We start from the raw sequence: 19481 nt of genomic DNA, 5'->3' as shown, positions 1-19481 counted from the left end.
TCGACCAGCGCGAGATGCCGGACCGCGACGTGGTCGGGCCGGACAAGAAGAAGCACGCCGACGAGGACGGGGTGACCGATGACCCCGCAGGAGTCATGGATCCCCGTCCTGATCACGCTGCCGACGCTGGTGCCGCTGGGAGCTGCCGCCGTCTCGCTGCTGCTCGGCCGCAGCCCCAAGATCCAGCGGGCGGTGTCGATCGTCGCCATCACCGTCGCGTTCGTCGCGTCGTGCCTGATGCTGTACCTGACCGACCGCCACGGGACCTTCGCGGTCGCGATCGGCGGCTGGGGAGACAAGGGCTACCCGAACGGACCGCTCGGGATCACGCTGGTCGTCGACCAGCTCGCGGCCCTGATGCTCGTCGTCTCGACGATCGTGCTGCTGTGCGTCGTCGTGTACGCGATCGGGCAGGGTATCCGTGACGGCACGGCCCAGCAGCCGACGTCGATCTTCCTGCCGACCTACCTCATCCTGACCGCGGGTGTCTGCAACGCGTTCCTCGCCGGCGACCTGTTCAACCTGTACGTCTCGTTCGAGATCCTGCTGACCGCGAGTTACGTGCTGCTGACCCTCGGGGCGAGCGCCGAACGTGTCCGAGCCGGCGCGTCGTACGTGATGGTGTCGATGGTGTCGTCGCTGATCTTCCTCGCGGGCATCGCGTTCGCGTACGCGACGACCGGCACCCTCAACCTCGCCGAGATGGCCGTGCGCCTCGACGACGTCCCCGACGGGACCCGCAACGCGCTGTTCGCGGTGCTGCTCGTGGCGTTCGGCATCAAGGCCGCGGTGTTCCCGCTGTCGACGTGGCTACCCGACTCCTACCCCACCGCGCCGGCACCCGTCACGGCGGTGTTCGCCGGCCTGCTCACCAAGGTCGGTGTGTACGCGATCGTGCGCGCCCACTCGCTGCTGTTCCCCGGCGGCACGATGGACGCGGTGCTGCTGGTCGCCGGCCTGTTGACGATGCTCGTGGGCATCTTCGGCGCGATCGCCCAGGCCGACATCAAGCGACTGCTTTCGTTCACCCTCGTCAGCCACATCGGCTACATGATCTTCGGCATCGCGCTGTCGTCGGACCTCGGGATGTCGGCGGCGATCTACTACGTCGCCCACCACATCCTCGTGCAGACGACGCTGTTCCTGGTCGTCGGCCTGATCGAACGTCAAGCCGGTTCGGCCTCGCTCCGCCGCCTGGGCGGGCTCATCGCCAGCCCCCTGCTGGCCGTCCTGTTCCTGGTGCCCGCGCTGAATCTCGGCGGCATCCCACCGTTCTCCGGTTTCATCGGCAAGGTCGCCCTCCTCGAGGCGGGCACCCAGGACGGGTCCGTGCTGGCCTGGATCCTCGTCGCCGGGTCGGTGGTCACCAGCCTGCTCACCCTCTATGTCATGGCCCGCATCTGGACCAAGGGATTCTGGCGACCGCGCGCCGACGCCCCCGAGGGCGATCTCGCCGACAAGGGCCCGTCCGCGCTGATCGACGAGAGCGCCGACGACGCCGCGTTCTCCGACCGTGAGGACGTCGGTCGGATGCCCGTGATGATGGTGCTGCCGACGATGGCGATGGTGGCCGCGGGACTCGTGCTCACCCTCTGGGCCGGGCCCATCTTCGACTTCACCGACCATGCGGCGACCGACGTCGTCGACCGCGCCGTCTACGTCGACGCCGTGCTGGGAGTGGGTGGTACCCGATGAGCGCGCAGGATCGAGCCGACGACCGCGCCCGCGGAGCATCCGCGGCGCCCAAACGGCGGCCGCCGGTCGTCTCGACCAAGGGACCGGTCATGTCCCTGGTCATCAACGTCTGGCGCGTGTCGCTGCTGTTCGTCTTCTGGCACTTCGTCGGCGCGCTGGTGTGGTTGCGCACGCACACCCGTGTGCCCAGGTGGCTGGGCAGCGACGGCCGCGAGGTCGCGGTCCGGTTGTGGACCATCGCGTGGCTGACGTTCGTCTGGGTCCTGCTGTGGGGCACGCTGTCCTGGGCCAATGTGATCGCAGGGATCGTGCTGGCGATGCTCGTGCTGACCGTGCTGCCGTTGCCGCGGGTCCCGGTCGAGGGCCGTATCCATCCCCTGTCGGTACTGCAGCTCGTCGGCCGTCTGATCGTCGACTTCTTCGTGTCGAGTGTGCAGATCGGCTGGATGGCCATCCGTCCCGGCCGGCCACCGCTGGGCGCCGTGGTACGGGTGCGCGTCGCGATCAAGTCCGACATGGTGCTGACCCTGGCCGTCGACTACCTCAACCTGGTGCCGGGCACCATGGTCCTGGAGATCGACCATCGACGCCGGATGCTCTACGTGCACGTCTTCGACGTCCGCTCGGAGAAGAAGGTGCGGGCCTTCTACGATCAGGTCGCCTACGTCGAGCGGATGTTCATCAAGGCGTTCGAGCGGGACAGCGAATGGCATCCGAGTCCGTTCCACGGCATCGACGAGGACTTCCACCACGTCCGCACGGTGGACCGGTCGGTCGACAACGCCCGGTCGATCGACGACGCCGAACCGGAACGTCGACCGGCCGAGCCCGAGCGGGAACGAGGTGACTCATGAGCTACGTCTGGACGATCGCCGCCGCCATGCTGCTCGTCGCCGCGGTGCTGACGATGATCCGCATCCTGCGCGGCCCGACCACGCTCGACCGACTCGTCGCACTCGACGTGCTCATCGCGCTGTGCATGTGCGGCCTGGGGACCTGGGCGGCGTTCAGCCGTGATTCGACGGTGGTCCCGGCGATCGTGGCCCTGGCCCTGCTCAGCTTCGTCGGGTCGGTGTCCATCGCGCGGTTCCGAGTCCGGGACGACCAGACATGATCATCGACATCATCAGCGCGACGCTGCTGCTCCTCGGATGCCTGATGGCGGTCACCGCCGCCATCGGTCTCGTCCGGTTCCCGGACACCCTGAGCCGGATGCACGCGGCAACCAAACCGCAGACCTTCGGCCTGCTCCTCATCCTGCTGGGCGCCGTGCTCCGGCTCGGCGACAACGTCGACAGCGGGATGCTGATTCTCGCCGGGCTCTTCGCCCTGATCACCGCGCCCGTCGTGGCGCATCGGATCGGCCGGCTCGCATACCAGGAGCAACGGGCCCGCGACGGGCTCATGGATCAGCGGGACATGGAGTCACCGGACCGGGACTGACTGCGGACCGATCGTCCGACGCCCCTCGCCGAGCGACAGCAGCGTCGCGCCCGATGGGGGCACCGGCGGTGTTGATGAGCAGACAGCCCTCGCGAGCCGGAGACGTGTCATCGGTCGGCGCCGATCGCAGCCCGTTCAGGTAGTTCTCGGCGGCATCGGCCGCGACGATGCCGGCGGTCAGTGGACGCAGCCGCGGGCGGACTACCTCGTCGAGATAACTGTGTACGGCCGCGTCGAAGAGACCTCGCTTCGATCCGAAGGTCGGAACGCTATTCTCCGACGGGCCCGTCGACAACGAGGAGTACGAAATGGTCATCGCAGGTCTGGTGCTCGCCGCGATCGCGGCGCTCGTCCACGTCTTCATCTTCTATCTGGAGTCCATCGCATGGACGAGCGCGCGCGCACGCGCGACGTTCGGCACCGGCACGGTGGAACAGGCGAGCGCACAAAAGGAACTGGCGTTCAACCAGGGGTTCTACAACCTGTTCCTCGCGATCGCCGTGTTCGTCGGGATCGCCTTTGTCATCGGCGGATCCATCGCGATCGGCGCAACACTCGTCATCACCGGCACGGCCTCGATGGCGGCCGCGGCACTTGTGCTGGCGCTGTCGAGCCCCGACAAGATCGCGGCCGCACTCAAGCAGGGTGTGGTTCCCGCTCTCGGAATCGTCGTGCTCGCCATCGGTCTGGCCCTCTGAGCCGGTCTGGCCCTCTGAGCCCGGGCCCTGCCTCCCGGATCTCGCGCCGACTGAGATCAGGGAGCGTCCAGCTCGGCGACCACCGACGCGACCACCTCGCGTAGCGAACCGGTGCGACGATGCACGTCACGCTGCCGCTGATAGCTCGCGCCCTGGGCGATGATGCGCTCGACGCCGGCCAGCTCGTCGACGCAATCGAGTTCGCGCGCAATCGGTTCGAGACGTTCGAGCAGAGCGGTGAGGTCCTCGGTCACGAGTTTCTCGGTGCAGTCGGAGTCGAGGATGACGATGGCGTCGAGTCCGTAGCGGGCTGCCCGCCATTTGTTCTCCTGGACGAGCCAGGGCGCCATCGTCGGCAGCTTCTCGCCCGCCGAGAACCGCCGGTCCAGGTCGACGACCAGGCAGTGGATGAGCGCGACGATCGCCGACAGCTCGCCGAGATTGGTCATGCCGTCGCACACGCGGACCTCGATGGTCCCCAGATGCGGGGAAGGCCGGATGTCCCAGCGGATCTCGTTGAGATGGTCGATGATCCCGGTCGTCTTCTGGTCTGCGACGAAAGCCTCGAACTGCTCCCAGGTCTCGAACTGGAACGGCAGCCCGGCGGTCGGGAGTTGCTGGAACATCATGGCGCGATTGCTCGCGTATCCGGTGTCCTGACCGGCCCACATCGGCGACGACGAGGACAGCGCGAGCAGGTGCGGATAGTAGTTCAGGAGCGCGTCGAGAACGGGTAACACCTTGTCGCGGTGGCTGATCCCGACGTGGACGTGCACGCCCCAGATCAGCATCTGCCGCCCCCACCACTGGGTGCGCTCGATCAGCTCCGCGTATCGGTGACCCTCGGTGAGCAGTTGGGTCGAGTACTCCGCGAACGGATGCGTACCGGCGCCGTACAGATCGACGCCGAGGTCCTCGGTCAGCCCCCGCACCACGCCGAGCGTGCCCGTGAGGTCGGCGATCGCCTCGCCCGCGGTCCGGCAGATGCCGGTCACCAACTCGACGGTGTTGCGCAGCAGCTCCTTGTGGATTCTGCCCGCGAAGTCGGGATGGTGTTCGCCGACGGCGGCGAAGAGCGCCGCCGCCGAGTTCGACAGATCGCCGGTTCCCTTGTCGGTCAGGGCGAACTCCCATTCGACCCCGAGGGTGGGGGTCGGTGACCCGTCGAACTCGATCGGTGTCATGTGCTCAGGTGGCGTCGGACGGCGCCAGAACCCCTAGCTCTCCTCTTCGATGACACCGCACGCGATGCGTGCGCCGGCGTCGCCGGTCCGCAGGGTGTCGGGGTTCGGGCCGCCCGGGTACTTGTCAGCCGGGATGTTCCCGAAGTTGTCGGGCTTCTCGTGGATCATGATCGACTTGCCGATCAGCTGCTGGATGGTCACCGCGTCGGTCGTGGTGACCGTCCGGCCGGTGTGGTCCTCGAGGATGTTGATCGAGATCAGATCTCCGCTCGAGGGATGATCGGTGTTGCCGTCCACCTGCAGATGTCCGCCCGCCGAGGTGAACGCCTGCGAGCCGCCGGCGCCCGCGTCACAGGTGCCGGTCTCGTGGATGTGCATGCCGTGGAACCCGGCCGGCAGCTCACCGGCGGTGACGCGCACGTTGATGGTGACCGGCTCGGCGGTTTCGGTGGCCGCGGTGAAGGTTGCTTGGCCCACGACCTCGCCGGAGGTGTCCTTGATCTCGGCGACGGCGATCTGGCCGCTGGGCTCGCCGTCGACGTCGTCCTCGGCGCCCGGCGGGAGCGGCGCATCGCTGACGACGGGCGGCGTCGTGCCCGGGACGTCCGTGGGCTCCTGGTCGGGGCTGCACCCGGCCAGTGTCACGCCGATCAGTCCTGCGGAGAACAACGCGGCGAGAGCGCGGGGCGCGGCGAGTGTGGAACGTCCGGACATGTCACTCCTTGGTTGGCGGACAGTGGTTTTCGGTAATTCTCGGTTCAGCTGTTTCGTGATTCAGAGGTTCACGGCTCGGCCCGGGTCATGCGCCGCTGACCGCGGTCACCACGACCACCGGGATGCCGCCGCGGCACCGGGTGAACGAGGCCGGCCGCTCCTCGACCGCGACCTGGCCGCCGAGTGCCTCGGCGACCTCGTCGGCCTGGGCCTTGTCCGTGTCGTCCTCGTGGAAGACCGTGTTCTCGCTGAACCCGCCCGCGGTGTAGTTGCCGGGCTCCGCCATCTGGTAGCCCCTGGCCTCCAGCAGATCGGTGACGTCCGAGGCGAGGCCCGCGACCTGGCCGGCGTTGATCACGCAGAGCCGCTTGTCGGTCGACGCCGCGCTCGTGGACGCCGGCGTCGACGTGGGCGACGAACTCACGGTCGTCGCGGCCTCGGTCGTCGGGGCGTCGTTCCCGGCGGTCGCCGCGGAATGCCAGCCGAGGCCGATAAAGACCACGGCGACTGCGAAGAGCATCATCGCCCCCGCACGAAGCGGCAGGCGATTGGGCTCACGATCTGCATTCATCACCGACGACCTTAACGCACCGCGCGAGGGCGAACGGGTTCAGCGTCTCAGGTGATCTCGAAGCCCAGACGGCGCGCCGCACGGGCCTTCTGACGGGTCGCGCGCAGGCGCCGGAGCCGCTTGACGAGCATCGGATCGGCCGCGAGCGCCTCCGGCCGGTCGACCAGCGCGTTGAGCACCTGGTAGTACCGGGTCGCCGACAAACCGAACAGCTCTTTGATCGCTTCTTCCTTGGCGCCGGCGTACTTCCACCACTGGCGCTCGAACGCGAGGATGTCGTGTTCGCGGCGGGTCAGACCGTCCGCGCCGACCTCGTGCGGATCGACCGGCCGGCCGGCCGCCCCGGCCTCTGCTTCCTGGCCGGGGGTGGGTTGATCGCCCTGTTTCTGGCTACGCGCAGCTGCGCCGTCCATCTCACTCCCTCAGATACCAGTCGACGACCTCACACCACCGCTGACGTGCACCTATTCGCGATGCGACGCGGGCGCGGACGTCTCCTCACGGAGACGAATGACAGCGGTGTGGTTCGCAGCCAATCTAACCACGGCGGGCCGGTCCGATCGCGGTGTGACTCGCCACGGCGCGCATCACGACCATTCCGTCGGACGGCGGCCGCTGTTAGGCTGCCCTCACTCATCCCCGTCCGGGATGGGTCGAGGCGGGGGACAGAGATGACGACGGTCGGGATGACGACAACCGGATCCGGGGTGGCGAGGACCCGGCGAGCAGTGTTGGGAGCCATCGCGGCGCTGGCCTCCACGGCCGCCGGCGCGACCGCGGCACTCGCCGCGCCCGCTGCCGCCGCGCCCGCCGAGCGCGTCGTGGTCATCGTGCCCGGCCAGCAGCTCTACGCCGGCAACGCACAGAACGAGGAGACGTTCCGTCCGCTGGCCGAGGCGATCCGCGCCGACGGGAACACCGTGGTGTACGCGCACGCCGGGGGACGCGACGTGGCGTCCGACGCCCGGCTGATCCAGCGGACGATCGCACCTTTCGCCGGCACCGCGAAGTCGATCGGGCTCGTCACCCACAGTGCGGGCGGGCTCGGCGCCCGGCACTACCTGAAGTTCCTCGGCGGGTCCGACGTCGTCGACGAGTACGTCGCGATCGGGACCGCCCAGTACGGCTCGCCCGGCGGTTGCGCGCAGCCGCGCGACGGCGGTTACGACACCTGCATGTACGCCGACGCGGTCACCGAGCTCAACCGTGGTCCCGACGCCCCCGGCCCCACCCGGTACTCGGTGGTGCAGAGCGACGGCGAATGGACCGACGGTCGCCTCGACGGAACCGCACAGTGCCGCGCATACTCCCCCGTCCCCCTGGCGAACACCGGGTACGACCACGTCATCGAGATGCGCGACCCGACGATCATCGCCAACGTGCGGACGTCGCTGCGCGGGTCGTGCGCGGGCTCGGTGGTGACCGAGCCGGTCGACAGCTTCGACTGGCAGTCGACGCTGTTCCCCGGCATTCCCGGCCCTGCCGGTGACGCCATCCGCGACGCCGTACCCGGCGTCGTTCCTGCGCCCTGAGCAGCGCTAAGGTGATCGCCATGGCGATTCTCCCGATCTGCATCGTGGGCGAGCCGGTCCTGCACCAGCCGACCACTCCGGTCCCCCTCGACGCGGACGGCCGTCCGTCCGATGAGGTCGTCGGCCTCATCGACGACATGTACGAGACCATGGACGCCGCCCACGGTGTGGGCCTGGCCGCCAATCAGGTGGGCGTCGGGTCCCGGGTGTTCGTCTACGACTGCCCCGACGGCGACCGCTCGGCGGCCCGCCGCCGCGGCGAGGTCATCAACCCGGTCCTCGAGACCTCCGAGATCCCCGAGACCATGCCGGATCCCGACGACAACGACGAGGGATGCCTGTCGGTGCCGGGTGAGCAGTTCCCCACCGGCCGTGCCGACTGGGCCCGCGTCACCGGCACCGACCGGACCGGCGCCGAGGTCGTCATCGAGGGCGAGGGGTTCTTCGCCCGGATGCTCCAGCACGAGGCCACCTCGACGGCTTCCTCTACGTCGACGTGCTCGTGGGGCGCAACGCCCGGGCCGCGAAGAAGGCGATCAAACGCAACAAGTGGGGGGTCCCCGGTCTGACGTGGACGCCCGGCGAGGTCGCCGACCCGTTCGGGCACGACGACGACTGATCTCGCTTCCGCGTGGAGGTCTCATTGTCGGGTGCCGTCGCGGGCGACCGCGTCGTCGTTCGCTATCTGCTGGGCGATGCGACCCCCGCCGATTGGCGGGGAGATCCCGCGGCCGCCCGGTCGGACGTGACGGGCGTCCTGCTCGACGACTCCGACCCGCTGCGGATACGACGCGACGACGAGGAGTTGTCGATCCCGTTCGCGGCGATCACCTCGGTCCGTCTGTTGTCCGCGAAACCGGTGCGCAACAGCGAGATCCGCGCGCTCGAGCACGCCGTCGCCCTCGCCTGGCCCGGTGTCGAGACGGAGTGGGTCGACGGCTGGCTCCTGCGGGCCGGTCACGGATTCAGCAGACGCGCCAACTCGGCTGTGCCCCTGGCACGCCACGCACGTCCCGACGCCGCGACCCTGCGACATATCGGTGAGTGGTACGCCGACCGCGGCCTCCCTCCGCTCCTCGCCTCCCCGGATCGCCTCATCCCGTCGGGCTCCGTTCCCGGAGACCCCGGGGTCGAGGTACAGATGCTGACCGCCGACCTGCCGGGGCTCCGCGCGCGCACCGGCGAGATGCACGGACGGACAGTGCAACTCGATCCACAACCGGACACCCGCTGGTTGAGCGCATACGCCGGTGGGCGCGCGTCGCGCGGACTCGACACCGTGGCCGGCGTCGTGACCGCCGGGGACGGCCCGATGACCTTCGCGACCGTCGACGACGCAGCAGCGATCGGGCGGGGTTCGGTGACCGAGTCGCCGGACGGACACCGGTGGCTGGGGTTGACCGCCCTGTGGACCGACCCGGGCTCGCGCGGGGGCGGGCTCTCCTCCGCGGTGGTCGCGGCGCTGACGGCGTGGGGGGTCGAGCAGGGCGCCGACTCGGTCTACCTGCAGGTCGAGTCCACCAACCGGTTGGCCGGATCGTGGTATCGCCGCCTGGGTTTCGGGCTGCATCACACCTATCGCTATGTGACACCGCACGTGCCGGCCGCGTCGGAGGACATCCGATGAGGATCGCCACCTGGAACGTCAACTCGATCCGCGCCCGGTCCGAGTCCGTCGTCGCCTGGGCGGAGACCGCCGGCGTCGACGTTCTCGCGATGCAGGAGACCAAGTGTCACGACGACGCGTTCCCGCTGATGAGTTTCCTCGCCGCCGGTTACGACGTCGCGCACGTCGGGCAAGGCGCCTACAACGGTGTCGCGATCGCCTCACGGGTCGGGCTCGACGAGGTCGAGATCTCCTTCGACGGCGTGCCGACGCACCCGGTCGACGGCCAACCGATCCGGGAGGCGCGGTCGATCTCCGCGCGCTGCAACGGCGTTCGCGTCTGGAGCCTCTATGTACCCAACGGCAGGACACCCGACGACTCGCACTACACGTACAAGCTCGCCTGGCTCGACGCGCTGCGGAATCACATCACCCTGCGGCTGGCCCACGACCCCGCCGCGGACATGATGCTCGCCGGCGACTGGAACGTCGCCCAGACCGACGACGACGTGTGGGATCGCGAGTACTTCGAGGGACGCACACACGTGACCCCACCCGAACGCGCTGCAGTGCAGGGGTTTCTGGAGGCCGGCCTCGTCGACTCGGCCCTTCCATACGCCCCGGGGTACACCTTCTGGGACTACACCCAGCTGCGGTTCCCCCGGAACGAGGGCATGCGCATCGACTACGCGTTCTGCTCACCCGCTCTCGACACCCGCATCATGGGCGCCGTCGTCGATCGCGCCGCGCGAAAAGCGAAGGGCGCCAGCGATCACGCCCCGGTGGTCTTCGACATCGCCGACTGACCGCGGCTGCGCAACACAACTACTCCCTCAGGTGCGAACCTCCCCATGCTCCCTGAGGTGCGAGGAGCGATAGCGACGAGCCACGAAGGGCGCGGCGAGATGCGTCGCGAGGCCCTTCGAGGCTCGCTTCGCTCGCACCTCAGGGAGCAGGGGCGCCGTCAGGCGAACGACTTCCCGACGATCCAGTAGGCCTGCGACTTCACCGACTTCTTGGGAATCCCATAATCGTTCCTGAACAATCCGGCGACCGTGCGGGTGCTCGTGGAATCGAGTGCAACCCAACCGAAGTGGTCGGCGGCGTCGAAGGCGGCGGATCGGACCGCGTCGACGAGGGCCGCGCCGTCGCGCTCACGCGGAAGCCAGTGCACCGTATCCTGCGCGCGGGCGCGCAGCGGCAGCGACCTGTCGCTCTCGTGCTGATACTCGAACCAGATCGTCGCACCCGCCCCGGAGTCGCCGAGCGAGTCCAGCAGCGAGTTGATCGCCGGTAGCGAGGCGGTGTCACCGGCGACGAGCCATCCCGCCGGCGCGGGGTCGGGGATCGCGAACTTCGAGCCCATCAGGGTCGCGCCGATGGCGTCACCCACATGTGCGTCCTGAGCCCATCGGGCGGCGGTGCCGTCGTGGATCGCGAACTCGATGTCGAAGGTGTCCGTCGACGGGTCGGGATCGACGAGCGTGTAACCGCGCTGATGCAGCTTGCCGCCGTCGGCGAACCAGAGGCGCACCCACATGGTCGGGTGCATCGCGGAACCGGTGAGGAGCCCGCCACCGTGAAAACGCAGTCGCAGATAGTGATCCGTCACCGCCTCTTTGCCGGTGAGGGTGAAGGTGAAGTCGTCACCGCCAAGGATCTTCATGACGGCGCCCTGCCAGCCGCGCCCCTTCGTGGATACCTCGCTCATGTCTGAACCTCTCTACAGTGTCTCCCCGGCCCGGGTCCGGGCCGGGGAGACACTGTCATTCTCGTGACCGTCGGCATGACACGACGCACCACGGAAAATCGGACCTACTGGAAGGTGCCGTTCTCGACCATCTGACGGGTCTCGAGGCGACGGATCTTGCCGGATGTGGTGCGCGGCACCGAGTCCGGCGCGACGAAGATGACCTCGGCGGGCATGATCCCGCACGCCGACGCGACCTCGGAGTTGACCTCTGCACGCGCCTGGTCGGGATCGGACCCCTTGTACTCGGCGAGGATCACCAGGCCCGGCCGGGCCGAACCCTCCCCCCGGGCCATGGCGACGACGCCGCCGCGACGCACGCCGGCGACTTCGGCGGCCGCGCGCTCGATCTCGATCGGGAACAGGTTGCGGCCCGCGACGATGATGACCTCCTTGGCCCGGCCGCAGATCACCAGCCGATCGTCGATCAGGTAGCCGAGGTCGCCGGTCGAGAACCATTCGCCCGCACCGAGATCGGCGTCGCCCAGGTAGCCGCGCATCATCGACGCGCCGCGGATCTCCACGTGTCCGACGTTGCGCCCGTCGATGACCGGGACGTCGACATTCGGCTCGACGATGCGAACCTGCATGCCGCCCAGCGGCTTACCGAGGATCGCGTACCGGCGGCGAATGGGCTCGCCACCGCCGGGCGGGGTCACGGTGACCTCGTCGTAGTGCACCCCCTCGCCGACCGCGGGCATCGTCACCGCGCAGGCGGATTCGGCCATACCGTAGGCGGGTGCCGCGGCGGAACGATCGAAGCCGAACGGCGCGGTCGCCTCGAGGAACTTGTCGAAGGCGTCGGCGTCGATCGGCTCACCGCCGCTGATCGCGACGCGCAGGTGTGAGAGGTCGATGTCGCGCAGCAGTTTGCCGTAGCGGCCGAGGATGTCGTAGGCGAAGTTCGGCGCCGCGGTGACGGTCGTCTTGGTCTCGGTGAGCCACTGCATCCACTTGAAGGGCGCCGCCGCGAAGGCGGTGTTCGGCACGATGTAGGCGGGGATGCCGGTGGTCATCCCGGCGAGCAGGAACATCAGACCCATGTCGTGGTAGAGCGGCAGCCAGCTGAACCCGGTGTCGCGGGTGCGGTGGAGGCCGAGCCGGCTGACCAGTTCGATGGCGTTCGAGTAGACGGCCGAGGCCGTCAGGGCGACGGTCTTGGGGTCTCCGGTCGATCCGGCGGTTCCCTGGAGGACGGCGATGGTGTTGCCGTTGACGTTGCGGGCGACGAAGTCGGTGGTGTCGGCGCCGAGGCCGTACTCGCCCACTCGCGCGATGTGCAGCCGTCCCTCGACCTTCGACAGCAGATCGAGCTGGGCTCCGCTGCCGAGGACGGTGCCGACGCCGATCGACACGTACCGGTGGTAGGTGTTCTGCGCCCATCGCTCCTCGTCGGCCCCCCGGATGGGGCCCGGCAGGATAGTGACCGGAACACCGGCGAGCCACGCGCCCTGGATGGCGGCGATCAGGTCGACCGTGGGGTCCCCGATGAGGCCGAGCGCCTGCGGCTCGTGCAGTTCGCTGTCGGCCAGCAACTGGACCGCGATCTGCTCCGCGCGGGCATGGACCTCGCGCCACGGCGCCGTCACCCACTCGCCGGTGTCGGAGTCCAGGACGGACAGACTCGTATCCCCCGCCAGCATCGCCTCACGAACGGTGGCCGCCAACGCATTGGTCGAGCCCGCTTCCTCCAGGATCACGCTGTTCTGCGACATTCTCGTTTCCCGTTCTCGCCAGCACCTGGCGTCGGTCGTCTGATCGTCTTCCGGTCGTGTGAGCGACCGAGTGGTCATACCGCGGGTCGTCCCCGACCGCTGGTCTCGCGAACACAACTGCTCGCACCATTTGGGTAGGGTAGCCTAATCTTTCTCGGACACAAGACCCAGAGTCGATCATCGCGACTACGTGATCCGCGTCATCCGATGAGACGAGTTCGCGAAACTTAGGCTAACCTAATTCGCGTCGGCTCGCGGGGCTCTCGCCGGCATTGCCCAGAGATTGGGCGGAGCGGTTAGTTAGTATAACCTACCCTAAATGCGGGTTCCCCGGACTGAGTAAACATGTCACCGAACTGCGAGAGGCACGCCGGCTGATGGCCACGAATTCCCAGACCACGGATCTTGTCACCGCGGCCGACATCGTCGCCGAGGTGTCCGAGGCCCTCGGCCTGACGCCCGAGTCGATCGACCCTGAGCAGGACCTCATCGCCCAGGGACTCGACTCGCTGCGGATGATGCGACTGGCCGGCACCTGGCGCAAACGCGGCCTCGACGTCGACTTCGCCCGCCTCGCCGCACAACCCACGGTCACGGCCTGGGCGGCACTTCTGCGCTCCCCGGCCGGTCGGCCGAGCGACGCGAACCCGGGAGGTGCCGGCGCGGCAGCCGCCGCGACCTCGGACATCCGCGACGAGGTGGCCACGGCGCTCGGCGTGACCCCCGAGTCGATCGACCCGGAGCAGGACCTCATCGCCCAGGGACTCGACTCGCTGCGGATGATGCGACTGGCCGGCACCTGGCGCAAACGCGGCCTCGACGTCGACTTCGCCCGCCTCGCCGCGCAACCGACCATCACCGCGTGGGCGGCGTTGCTGGGCGGCACACCCGCGCCGACCACCGACGACATCGCACCTTCGTCATCGGAGCCGACCGAAGGACCGTTCCCCCTCGCTCCGATGCAGCACGCCTACTGGATCGGTAGGTCGGACAGCCACGCGTTCGGCAATGTCGCCGCTCACCTCTACATCGAGTTCGACGGTTCCGACGTCGATCCCGACCGCTTCACCTCGGCGATGGCCGCGCTGCTGGAACGCCACCCGATGCTGCGCGTCCGAGTGCTTCCCGACGGTACCCAGGAGATCGGCCCGGCACACCCCGAAGCCATTGCGGTGCACGACCTTCGGGAACATACATCGGAGACGGTCGAGCAGGTCCTCGCGGCCCGTCGCGCGGACGGCACCCACCGCGCACTGCCGGTCGACGAGGGAGCGGTGATCCGCGCCGAACTGAGTCTGCTGCCGGGGAACTCGACCCGTGTCCATCTCGACGTCGACATGATCGCCGCCGACGCGATGAGCTACCGCGTCCTCGTCGACGACTTCGCTCGCCTGTACCGCGGCGAGTCCCTGCCGGAACTCGGCGTCACCTTCGCGACGATCACCGCGGATCGCACGTCGCGGGAGATCCGCGACGACGACGTGACCTGGTGGCGCGAACGCATTCCCACGCTCCCCGGCCCGCCGGAACTCCCGCTCGACGAGCGGGCGATGCGCGGCGATGCCGAACCGCACAGTGTCCGCCTCCACCATTCGGTGTCCGCGTCGGACTGGAAGCGACTCGAGGAGCACGCGCACCGGCGCGGCGTCACCCCCGCGGCCGCGGTGGCCGCAGTGTTCGCCGAAGCCGTCGGAACACATTCGGCCACATCGCGATTCCTGCTCACCGTGCCGTTGTTCGATCGTCCACAGGTCCATCCTGACGTCGAGCGGGTGGTGGGCGACTTCACGTCGTCGATCCTCGTGGGCGTCGACCTGAGCGAGCCGGCGACGCTCGCCGAACGTGCGCGATCGATGCGGGCATCGATGCACGAGGCCGCCGCGCACGGTTCGATGAACGGACTGGACGTGCTTCGCGAACTGAGTCGCCACCGCGGCGAACCGGTGGTCTCGCCGATCGTGTTCACCAGCGCGCTGGGACTGGGAGACCTCTTCTCGCAACAGGCAACCGACGTGCTGGGTGATCCGTCGTGGATCGTCTCGCAGGGCCCGCAGGTGCTGCTCGACGCACAGGTGACCGAGGTTGCCGGCGGACTGCTCCTCAACTGGGACGTCCGTGCCTCCGACCTCGAACTCACCACCGCACGTTCGATGTTCGACCACTATGTCCGTCTGCTCGGGCTCCTCGTCGACGGTGAGTGGGATGCGCCCGCGCCGGACCCGATCACGGCCGAGGTTCGAGCACAGCGCCTTTCGGCGGAGAGTCCACTACCGGCCACCGACACCTTCGACGGCACCCTGCACGGAAACTTCTTCGCCCGCGCCGCCGAGCGTGCGGGGACACCGGCAGTCGTGTCCGACGCACGCATCTGGACCCACGCCGAATTGGCCGACGAGGCCCGCCGAGTCGCCGGAGCCCTGGTCGCAGCCGGGGTCACACCGGGTGACACGGTCGTCGTCCACCTGCCCAAGGGCGGCGACCAGGTCGTCGCCGCGCTCGGAGTGCTCGCCGCCGGCGCGGCCTACGTCCCGATCGCCCCCACCCAGCCCCGGGCGCGCCGCGAGCGCATCGTCGACGTCGCCACCCCGGCCGCGATTCTCACCTCCGAACCCTCCGCCTGGACCTCTGCCGAAGCCACCGTGCTCGAGGTGGACGACGCCCGACGCACCGATCCGGTCGACCCGGTCGCGATCGGCGGCGACGCCCTCGCCTACGTCCTGTTCACCTCGGGCTCCACCGGATTGCCCAAGGGCGTACAGGTTCCGCACCGGGCCGCGGTCGCCACGATCACCGACCTCGTCGACCGGTATGCGATCGGAGCCGACGATCGCAGCCTGCAGGTGTCCTCGCTGGAGTTCGACCTCTCGGTCTTCGACATCTTCGGCCTCCTCGCCGTCGGCGGCGCCGTCGTCGTGCCCGGCGACGACGAGCAGACCAAGGTCGACGACTGGGCGCGGCTGCTCACCCAGCACTCGGTGAGCGTGCTCAACTGCGTGCCGTCGATCCTCGGCATGCTCCTCGATCTCGCCCCCCTGCCCGCGTCGCTACGGATGATCATCATGGGCGGCGACAAGGTCGACGTGTCGCTGCTCGAGCGTGTCGGGGCACAGTTGCCGGATTGTCGCGTGGCCGGCCTCGGCGGGACCACCGAGACGGCGATCCATTCCACCATCTGCGAAGCGGATGCCGTCCCGGCCGGAATGGCGTTCGTGCCGTACGGGATTCCGCTCCGCGGTGTGCGCTGCCGGGTCGTCGACGACGCCGGTCGCGACCGTCCCGACCTCGTGCCGGGTGAACTGTGGATCGGCGGAGCCGGCGTCGCCGACGGTTACCGCGGCGACCCCGAGCGCACCGCCGATCGTTTCGTCGAGCACGAGGGACAGCGTTGGTACCGCACCGGCGATCTCGCGCGTTACCTCCCGGGTGGCTTCCTCGACTTCCTGGGCCGCGCCGACCACATGGTGAAGATCCGCGGGTACCGCGTCGAACTCGGTGAGGTCGAGGCCGGGTTGCTGGGTCTGGCCGGGGTGGGCTCGGCCGTCGCCTGGTCCGACGGTCGCGACCTGCGTGCCGCGGTGGTACTCACCGACGGATCGACCGAGGACGACGCCGCCCTGCGCGCCCGATTGTCGGAAGCCCTTCCACCGCACATGGTCCCGCGGTCCATCACGGTCCTGGACCGGTTCCCGCTGACGCCGAACGGCAAGCATGACCGCAAGGCCATCGCCGCCGGCGTCCGGTCCGACGACGACGCCGTCGAGGCGGTCGCGCCGCGCGGCCCGGTCGAAGAGGCCCTCACCCTGATCTTCGGCGAGGTCCTGCCGACCCCGCCCGGGAACGTCACCGAGGACTTCATCTCCCTCGGCGGCGATTCCGTCCAGGCCACCCGGGTGGTCGCACTGACGCGCCAGTGGCTCGACGCACCCGGCCTCTCGGTCGCCGACATCTTCTCCCGGCGGACGATCGCGGGGCTCGCCGGACGGCTCACCGAACTCGGCGGGGAACGCGCTGAGTTCGTGGCACAGACCTTCCTCGACGTCCTGCAACTCACCGACGAACAGGTGGAGGCCGAGATCGCGCGCGGCTGACCGCATCCGGCACCTTCTCCGGCACACCAACCGACCACCTCCAGAGCAAAGGCATCATGACCATTTCCTCCGCCCCGACCTACGACCTGACCTCGGTCGACCTCGACGACGTATCGCACGCCGCGACGGTCCACGGATGGCTCACCCATCCCAAGGCCAAGTACTGGGACATGCTCGACAGCTCGGTTGCCGACGTGGAGAAAATGATTCGCGAGTCGGCCGAGGCCACCGCCGGCACGCCCCACGGAATGCGCCTGGGCTACCACGACGGGCGCCCGCAGTTCCTGTTCGAGCTCTACGACCCGGCCACCAGCGAACTCGCCGACCCCGCCAGCGGTTACGTACCCGCCGACGGCGACATCGGCATGCACCTGCTGGTCGCCCACGCCGAACAGTCCCTGCCGGGCTTCACCGGCGCGGTGATGCTGCACATCATGCGGACCGCGATCCTGGAGGTCGGCGCCGCGCGCGTCGTCGTCGAGCCCGACGTCCGCAACAAGGCCGTGCACCGCCTCAACGCGAGTGTCGGCTTCCGCGTCGACGGCGACTACCCCGTCGGGAACAAGACCGCGCACCTGAGCTACTGCACCCGAGCCGACTTCCTCGAGGTGACCGACAACGGCAAGTGCGTCGGACCCGTCGAGGTCACGGACCTGGGGGCGTAGATCGTTGACTCTCCAGGACATCGGGACCACTCCGGGATTCGCGACGCGCACGGCCGGGGGTCGGGTGCGCGAAGCCATCGCCAGACGTATCACACCAGGATCGCGAAGAAGATCCTCGCCGAGTTCTCCCACGAGCGGGCACTCGCCCCGGTGGCGAGTGGCGACGGGTACGTCGTCTCCTCCGCCGACGGCCGCACCGACTACCACTTCCGCGCCGACCGACTCGCCCTGGACAGCTGGGCGATCGACGAGTCGACGCTGCGTCGTGTGCGCGACGGCGCCGAACTCCCGATCGACGCGGTGGCGATGATCGTCGACCTGGCACCGTTCCTGGGGATCGGTCCCCAGGCGCTGCCGGAGTACCTCGAGGAGTTCATCAACACCCTGGCGATCAGCGCCGACCGTCCGGACGAACGACGCATCCCGGCAACGGATCTCGCTCACGCCGACTTCCAGACCATCGAGGCGACGATGACGGAGGGGCACCCGTGCATCGTCGCCAACGCCGGCCGTCTGGGTTTCAGCGCGGACGACATCGAGCGCTACGCCCCCGAGGTGGGCAACCACTTCAGGCTCGTCTGGCTCGCCGTCCGTCGCGAGGACTGTGACGTCGCCACCGTCAGCGACGTCGACTACGACGCGCTGCTCCTCGACGAGCTCGGACCCGAGACGCTGTCCGACTTCGGGGACGCCCTGCGCGAAGTCGGTTGTGACCCGGCCGATTACCGGTACCTCCCGGTGCATCCCTGGCAGTGGGTCGAGAAAGTACGAAAGCTCTACTCCGCCGACATCGCCGACCAGCGCATCGTCGAGGTCGGCACGAGCCCCGACCTCTATCAGGCACAGCAGTCGATCCGCACGGTGTTCAACGCGACCACCCCGACCCGCAACTACGTCAAGGTCGCACTGTCGATCGTGAACATGGGTTTCACACGCGGGATGTCGGCCGACTACATGCGGACGACGCCGCTGATCAACAACTGGGTCCGTGGACTCGTCGCCGACGACCAGTACCTCGCCGCGATCGGCTTCGAGATGATCTTCGAGGTCGCGGCGATCGGTTACCGCAGTCCGACGTTCACGCCGATCACGCAGCCGGGGTCGGAGTACCGCAAGATCCTGTCCGCGCTGTGGCGGCAGAGCCCGGTGCCGCTGGCAGCCGCCGACGAGCAACTGTCGACCATGGCCGCGCTGCTTCACGTCGACCACCTGGGGGAGCCACTGGTCGGCGCGTTCATCGACCGTTCGGGTGTTCCCGCGACCGAGTGGATCCGTCGCTACCTGCGCACCTATCTGCACCCCATCGCCTACCTGCTCTACCGATACGAGCTGAAGTTCTCACCGCACGGGGAGAACCTCATCCTCGTTCTCGCCGAGGGCATCCCGGTGCGAGCGATCCTCAAGGACATCGGCGAGGAGGTATCGGTGTTCGGCGAGGCGGACGGACTCCCGGAGAGTTGCGCCCGCGTCCGGACCACCGAACCGGACGAGATCCGCAACCTGGGTGTGCTGTCGGACGTCTTCGACGACTTCCTGCGTCCACTCGCCGAGATCCTGCACACGCACGGCATCGTCGGCGACGACGAGTTCTGGTCGCTGGTGGCCGAGAGCCTGCGTGAGTTCGTCGCCGCCCACCCCGATCTGGAAGACAGGTTCGCTCGCTGGGATCTGTTCGCACCGGAGTTCGGGGCGGTGCACATGAATGGGCTGCAACTGCGCAACAACAAGCGCATGGTCGACATCGAGGACTCCTACGCATCGCTGATCGACGCGGGTCACCGGCTCGTCAATCCGATTGCGCCGCCGAGGGACCGGTGACG

17 protein-coding genes and 1 pseudogene are annotated in these 19481 nt (G+C 68.7%); 12 read left to right on the top strand and 6 right to left on the bottom strand.

Translation table 11 applies throughout. The annotated features are described in order from the left end of the window. Window positions 1-78 precede the first annotated feature (78 nt). The 5 genes from MVF96_RS03200 to MVF96_RS03180 all read left to right on the top strand — a co-directional run bounded on the left by MVF96_RS03200 (window position 79) and on the right by MVF96_RS03180 (window position 3836). The gene (locus MVF96_RS03200) at window positions 79-1695 is read left to right on the top strand and encodes a Na+/H+ antiporter subunit D (protein ID WP_058251348.1); all 1617 of its coding nucleotides are present in this window, start codon (window positions 79-81) and stop codon (window positions 1693-1695) included. After that, window positions 1692-2549, top strand: a complete 858-nt coding sequence (locus MVF96_RS03195; RefSeq protein ID WP_159369996.1) for a Na+/H+ antiporter subunit E — start codon at window positions 1692-1694, stop codon at window positions 2547-2549. Before MVF96_RS03200 ends, MVF96_RS03195 begins: the two co-directional genes overlap by 4 nt. Then, window positions 2546-2809, top strand: coding sequence for a monovalent cation/H+ antiporter complex subunit F (locus MVF96_RS03190; RefSeq protein WP_058251350.1), 264 nt, complete (start codon window positions 2546-2548; stop codon window positions 2807-2809). The genes MVF96_RS03195 and MVF96_RS03190 overlap by 4 nt, the downstream gene beginning before the upstream one ends. Then, complete coding sequence (gene mnhG / locus MVF96_RS03185; protein ID WP_058251351.1) at window positions 2806-3138, top strand: monovalent cation/H(+) antiporter subunit G; 333 nt, start codon at window positions 2806-2808, stop codon at window positions 3136-3138. The genes MVF96_RS03190 and mnhG overlap by 4 nt, the downstream gene beginning before the upstream one ends. Before the next feature lie 308 nt (window positions 3139-3446). Further along, complete coding sequence (locus MVF96_RS03180; protein ID WP_058251352.1) at window positions 3447-3836, top strand: DUF1304 domain-containing protein; 390 nt, start codon at window positions 3447-3449, stop codon at window positions 3834-3836. Between the two features lie 56 nt (window positions 3837-3892). On the opposite strand, the gene MVF96_RS03175 is transcribed toward MVF96_RS03180, so the two are convergent. The 4 genes from MVF96_RS03175 to MVF96_RS03160 all read right to left on the bottom strand — a co-directional run bounded on the left by MVF96_RS03175 (window position 3893) and on the right by MVF96_RS03160 (window position 6718). Continuing rightward, the gene (locus tag MVF96_RS03175; RefSeq protein ID WP_058251353.1) at window positions 3893-5020 is read right to left on the bottom strand and encodes a glutamate--cysteine ligase; all 1128 of its coding nucleotides are present in this window, start codon (window positions 5018-5020) and stop codon (window positions 3893-3895) included. 33 nt (window positions 5021-5053) lie between these two features. Then, a complete protein-coding gene (locus tag MVF96_RS03170; RefSeq protein WP_065630469.1) occupies window positions 5054-5734 on the bottom strand; it encodes a superoxide dismutase family protein in 681 nt (226 codons plus the stop codon). A gap of 85 nt (window positions 5735-5819) precedes the next feature. Next, on the bottom strand, window positions 5820-6305 hold the full coding sequence (locus tag MVF96_RS03165; protein ID WP_065630470.1) for a LytR C-terminal domain-containing protein: 486 nt from the start codon (window positions 6303-6305) through the stop codon (window positions 5820-5822). A gap of 47 nt (window positions 6306-6352) precedes the next feature. Further along, the gene (locus MVF96_RS03160) at window positions 6353-6718 is read right to left on the bottom strand and encodes a DUF3263 domain-containing protein (RefSeq protein WP_205333757.1); all 366 of its coding nucleotides are present in this window, start codon (window positions 6716-6718) and stop codon (window positions 6353-6355) included. A gap of 273 nt (window positions 6719-6991) precedes the next feature. On the opposite strand from MVF96_RS03160, the gene MVF96_RS03155 reads away from it, so the two are divergent. From MVF96_RS03155 to MVF96_RS03140, 4 genes and pseudogenes are all read left to right on the top strand, one after another. Next, entirely contained in the window at window positions 6992-7837 is an 846-nt protein-coding gene (locus tag MVF96_RS03155) for an esterase/lipase family protein (RefSeq protein ID WP_065630536.1), read from the top strand. A gap of 20 nt (window positions 7838-7857) precedes the next feature. Further along, a pseudogene (locus tag MVF96_RS03150) lies at window positions 7858-8456 on the top strand (peptide deformylase). Between the two features lie 24 nt (window positions 8457-8480). Continuing rightward, entirely contained in the window at window positions 8481-9464 is a 984-nt protein-coding gene (locus MVF96_RS03145; RefSeq protein ID WP_247451196.1) for an N-acetylglutamate synthase, CG3035 family, read from the top strand. Then, complete coding sequence (locus MVF96_RS03140; protein WP_058251358.1) at window positions 9461-10249, top strand: exodeoxyribonuclease III; 789 nt, start codon at window positions 9461-9463, stop codon at window positions 10247-10249. The genes MVF96_RS03145 and MVF96_RS03140 overlap by 4 nt, the downstream gene beginning before the upstream one ends. 158 nt (window positions 10250-10407) lie before the next feature. On the opposite strand, the gene MVF96_RS03135 is transcribed toward MVF96_RS03140, so the two are convergent. After that, a complete protein-coding gene (locus tag MVF96_RS03135; protein WP_247451195.1) occupies window positions 10408-11154 on the bottom strand; it encodes a siderophore-interacting protein in 747 nt (248 codons plus the stop codon). 104 nt (window positions 11155-11258) lie between these two features. Beyond that, window positions 11259-12908: a long-chain-fatty acid--ACP ligase MbtM gene (mbtM, locus tag MVF96_RS03130; protein WP_058251360.1), complete on the bottom strand. Its 1650-nt coding sequence runs from the start codon at window positions 12906-12908 to the stop codon at window positions 11259-11261. 377 nt (window positions 12909-13285) lie between these two features. Here mbtM and MVF96_RS03125 point away from each other — a divergent pair, with 377 nt between their 5' ends. The 3 genes from MVF96_RS03125 to MVF96_RS03115 are packed head-to-tail and all read left to right on the top strand — an operon-like array spanning window position 13286 to window position 19479. Continuing rightward, window positions 13286-16996, top strand: a complete 3711-nt coding sequence (locus tag MVF96_RS03125; RefSeq protein WP_247451193.1) for a non-ribosomal peptide synthetase — start codon at window positions 13286-13288, stop codon at window positions 16994-16996. Between the two features lie 56 nt (window positions 16997-17052). After that, on the top strand, window positions 17053-17661 hold the full coding sequence (locus tag MVF96_RS03120; RefSeq protein WP_226512348.1) for a GNAT family N-acetyltransferase: 609 nt from the start codon (window positions 17053-17055) through the stop codon (window positions 17659-17661). A gap of 36 nt (window positions 17662-17697) precedes the next feature. Further along, entirely contained in the window at window positions 17698-19479 is a 1782-nt protein-coding gene (locus MVF96_RS03115) for an IucA/IucC family protein (RefSeq protein WP_247452046.1), read from the top strand. Window positions 19480-19481: the final 2 nt, after the last annotated feature.

Source organism: Gordonia hongkongensis (genome assembly GCF_023078355.1).
In the GTDB taxonomy this organism is placed as follows: domain Bacteria; phylum Actinomycetota; class Actinomycetes; order Mycobacteriales; family Mycobacteriaceae; genus Gordonia; species Gordonia hongkongensis.
This window is presented reverse-complemented; position numbering and strand designations above follow the sequence as displayed.

What these genes read in the sequence shown, in the direction of transcription:
- MVF96_RS03190 (WP_058251350.1), top strand. Translation starts at nt 2,546, where the DNA reads ATGAGCTACGTCTGGACGATCGCCGCCGCCATGCTGCTCGTCGCCGCG.
- MVF96_RS03165 (WP_065630470.1), bottom strand. Translation starts at nt 6,305, where the DNA reads ATGAATGCAGATCGTGAGCCCAATCGCCTGCCGCTTCGTGCGGGGGCG.
- MVF96_RS03160 (WP_205333757.1), bottom strand. Translation starts at nt 6,718, where the DNA reads ATGGACGGCGCAGCTGCGCGTAGCCAGAAACAGGGCGATCAACCCACC.
- mbtM (WP_058251360.1), bottom strand. Translation starts at nt 12,908, where the DNA reads ATGTCGCAGAACAGCGTGATCCTGGAGGAAGCGGGCTCGACCAATGCG.
- MVF96_RS03155 (WP_065630536.1), top strand. Translation starts at nt 6,992, where the DNA reads ATGACGACAACCGGATCCGGGGTGGCGAGGACCCGGCGAGCAGTGTTG.
- MVF96_RS03180 (WP_058251352.1), top strand. Translation starts at nt 3,447, where the DNA reads ATGGTCATCGCAGGTCTGGTGCTCGCCGCGATCGCGGCGCTCGTCCAC.
- MVF96_RS03175 (WP_058251353.1), bottom strand. Translation starts at nt 5,020, where the DNA reads ATGACACCGATCGAGTTCGACGGGTCACCGACCCCCACCCTCGGGGTC.
- MVF96_RS03125 (WP_247451193.1), top strand. Translation starts at nt 13,286, where the DNA reads ATGGCCACGAATTCCCAGACCACGGATCTTGTCACCGCGGCCGACATC.
- MVF96_RS03135 (WP_247451195.1), bottom strand. Translation starts at nt 11,154, where the DNA reads ATGAGCGAGGTATCCACGAAGGGGCGCGGCTGGCAGGGCGCCGTCATG.
- mnhG (WP_058251351.1), top strand. Translation starts at nt 2,806, where the DNA reads ATGATCATCGACATCATCAGCGCGACGCTGCTGCTCCTCGGATGCCTG.
- MVF96_RS03140 (WP_058251358.1), top strand. Translation starts at nt 9,461, where the DNA reads ATGAGGATCGCCACCTGGAACGTCAACTCGATCCGCGCCCGGTCCGAG.
- MVF96_RS03170 (WP_065630469.1), bottom strand. Translation starts at nt 5,734, where the DNA reads ATGTCCGGACGTTCCACACTCGCCGCGCCCCGCGCTCTCGCCGCGTTG.
- MVF96_RS03195 (WP_159369996.1), top strand. Translation starts at nt 1,692, where the DNA reads ATGAGCGCGCAGGATCGAGCCGACGACCGCGCCCGCGGAGCATCCGCG.
- MVF96_RS03200 (WP_058251348.1), top strand. Translation starts at nt 79, where the DNA reads ATGACCCCGCAGGAGTCATGGATCCCCGTCCTGATCACGCTGCCGACG.
- MVF96_RS03120 (WP_226512348.1), top strand. Translation starts at nt 17,053, where the DNA reads ATGACCATTTCCTCCGCCCCGACCTACGACCTGACCTCGGTCGACCTC.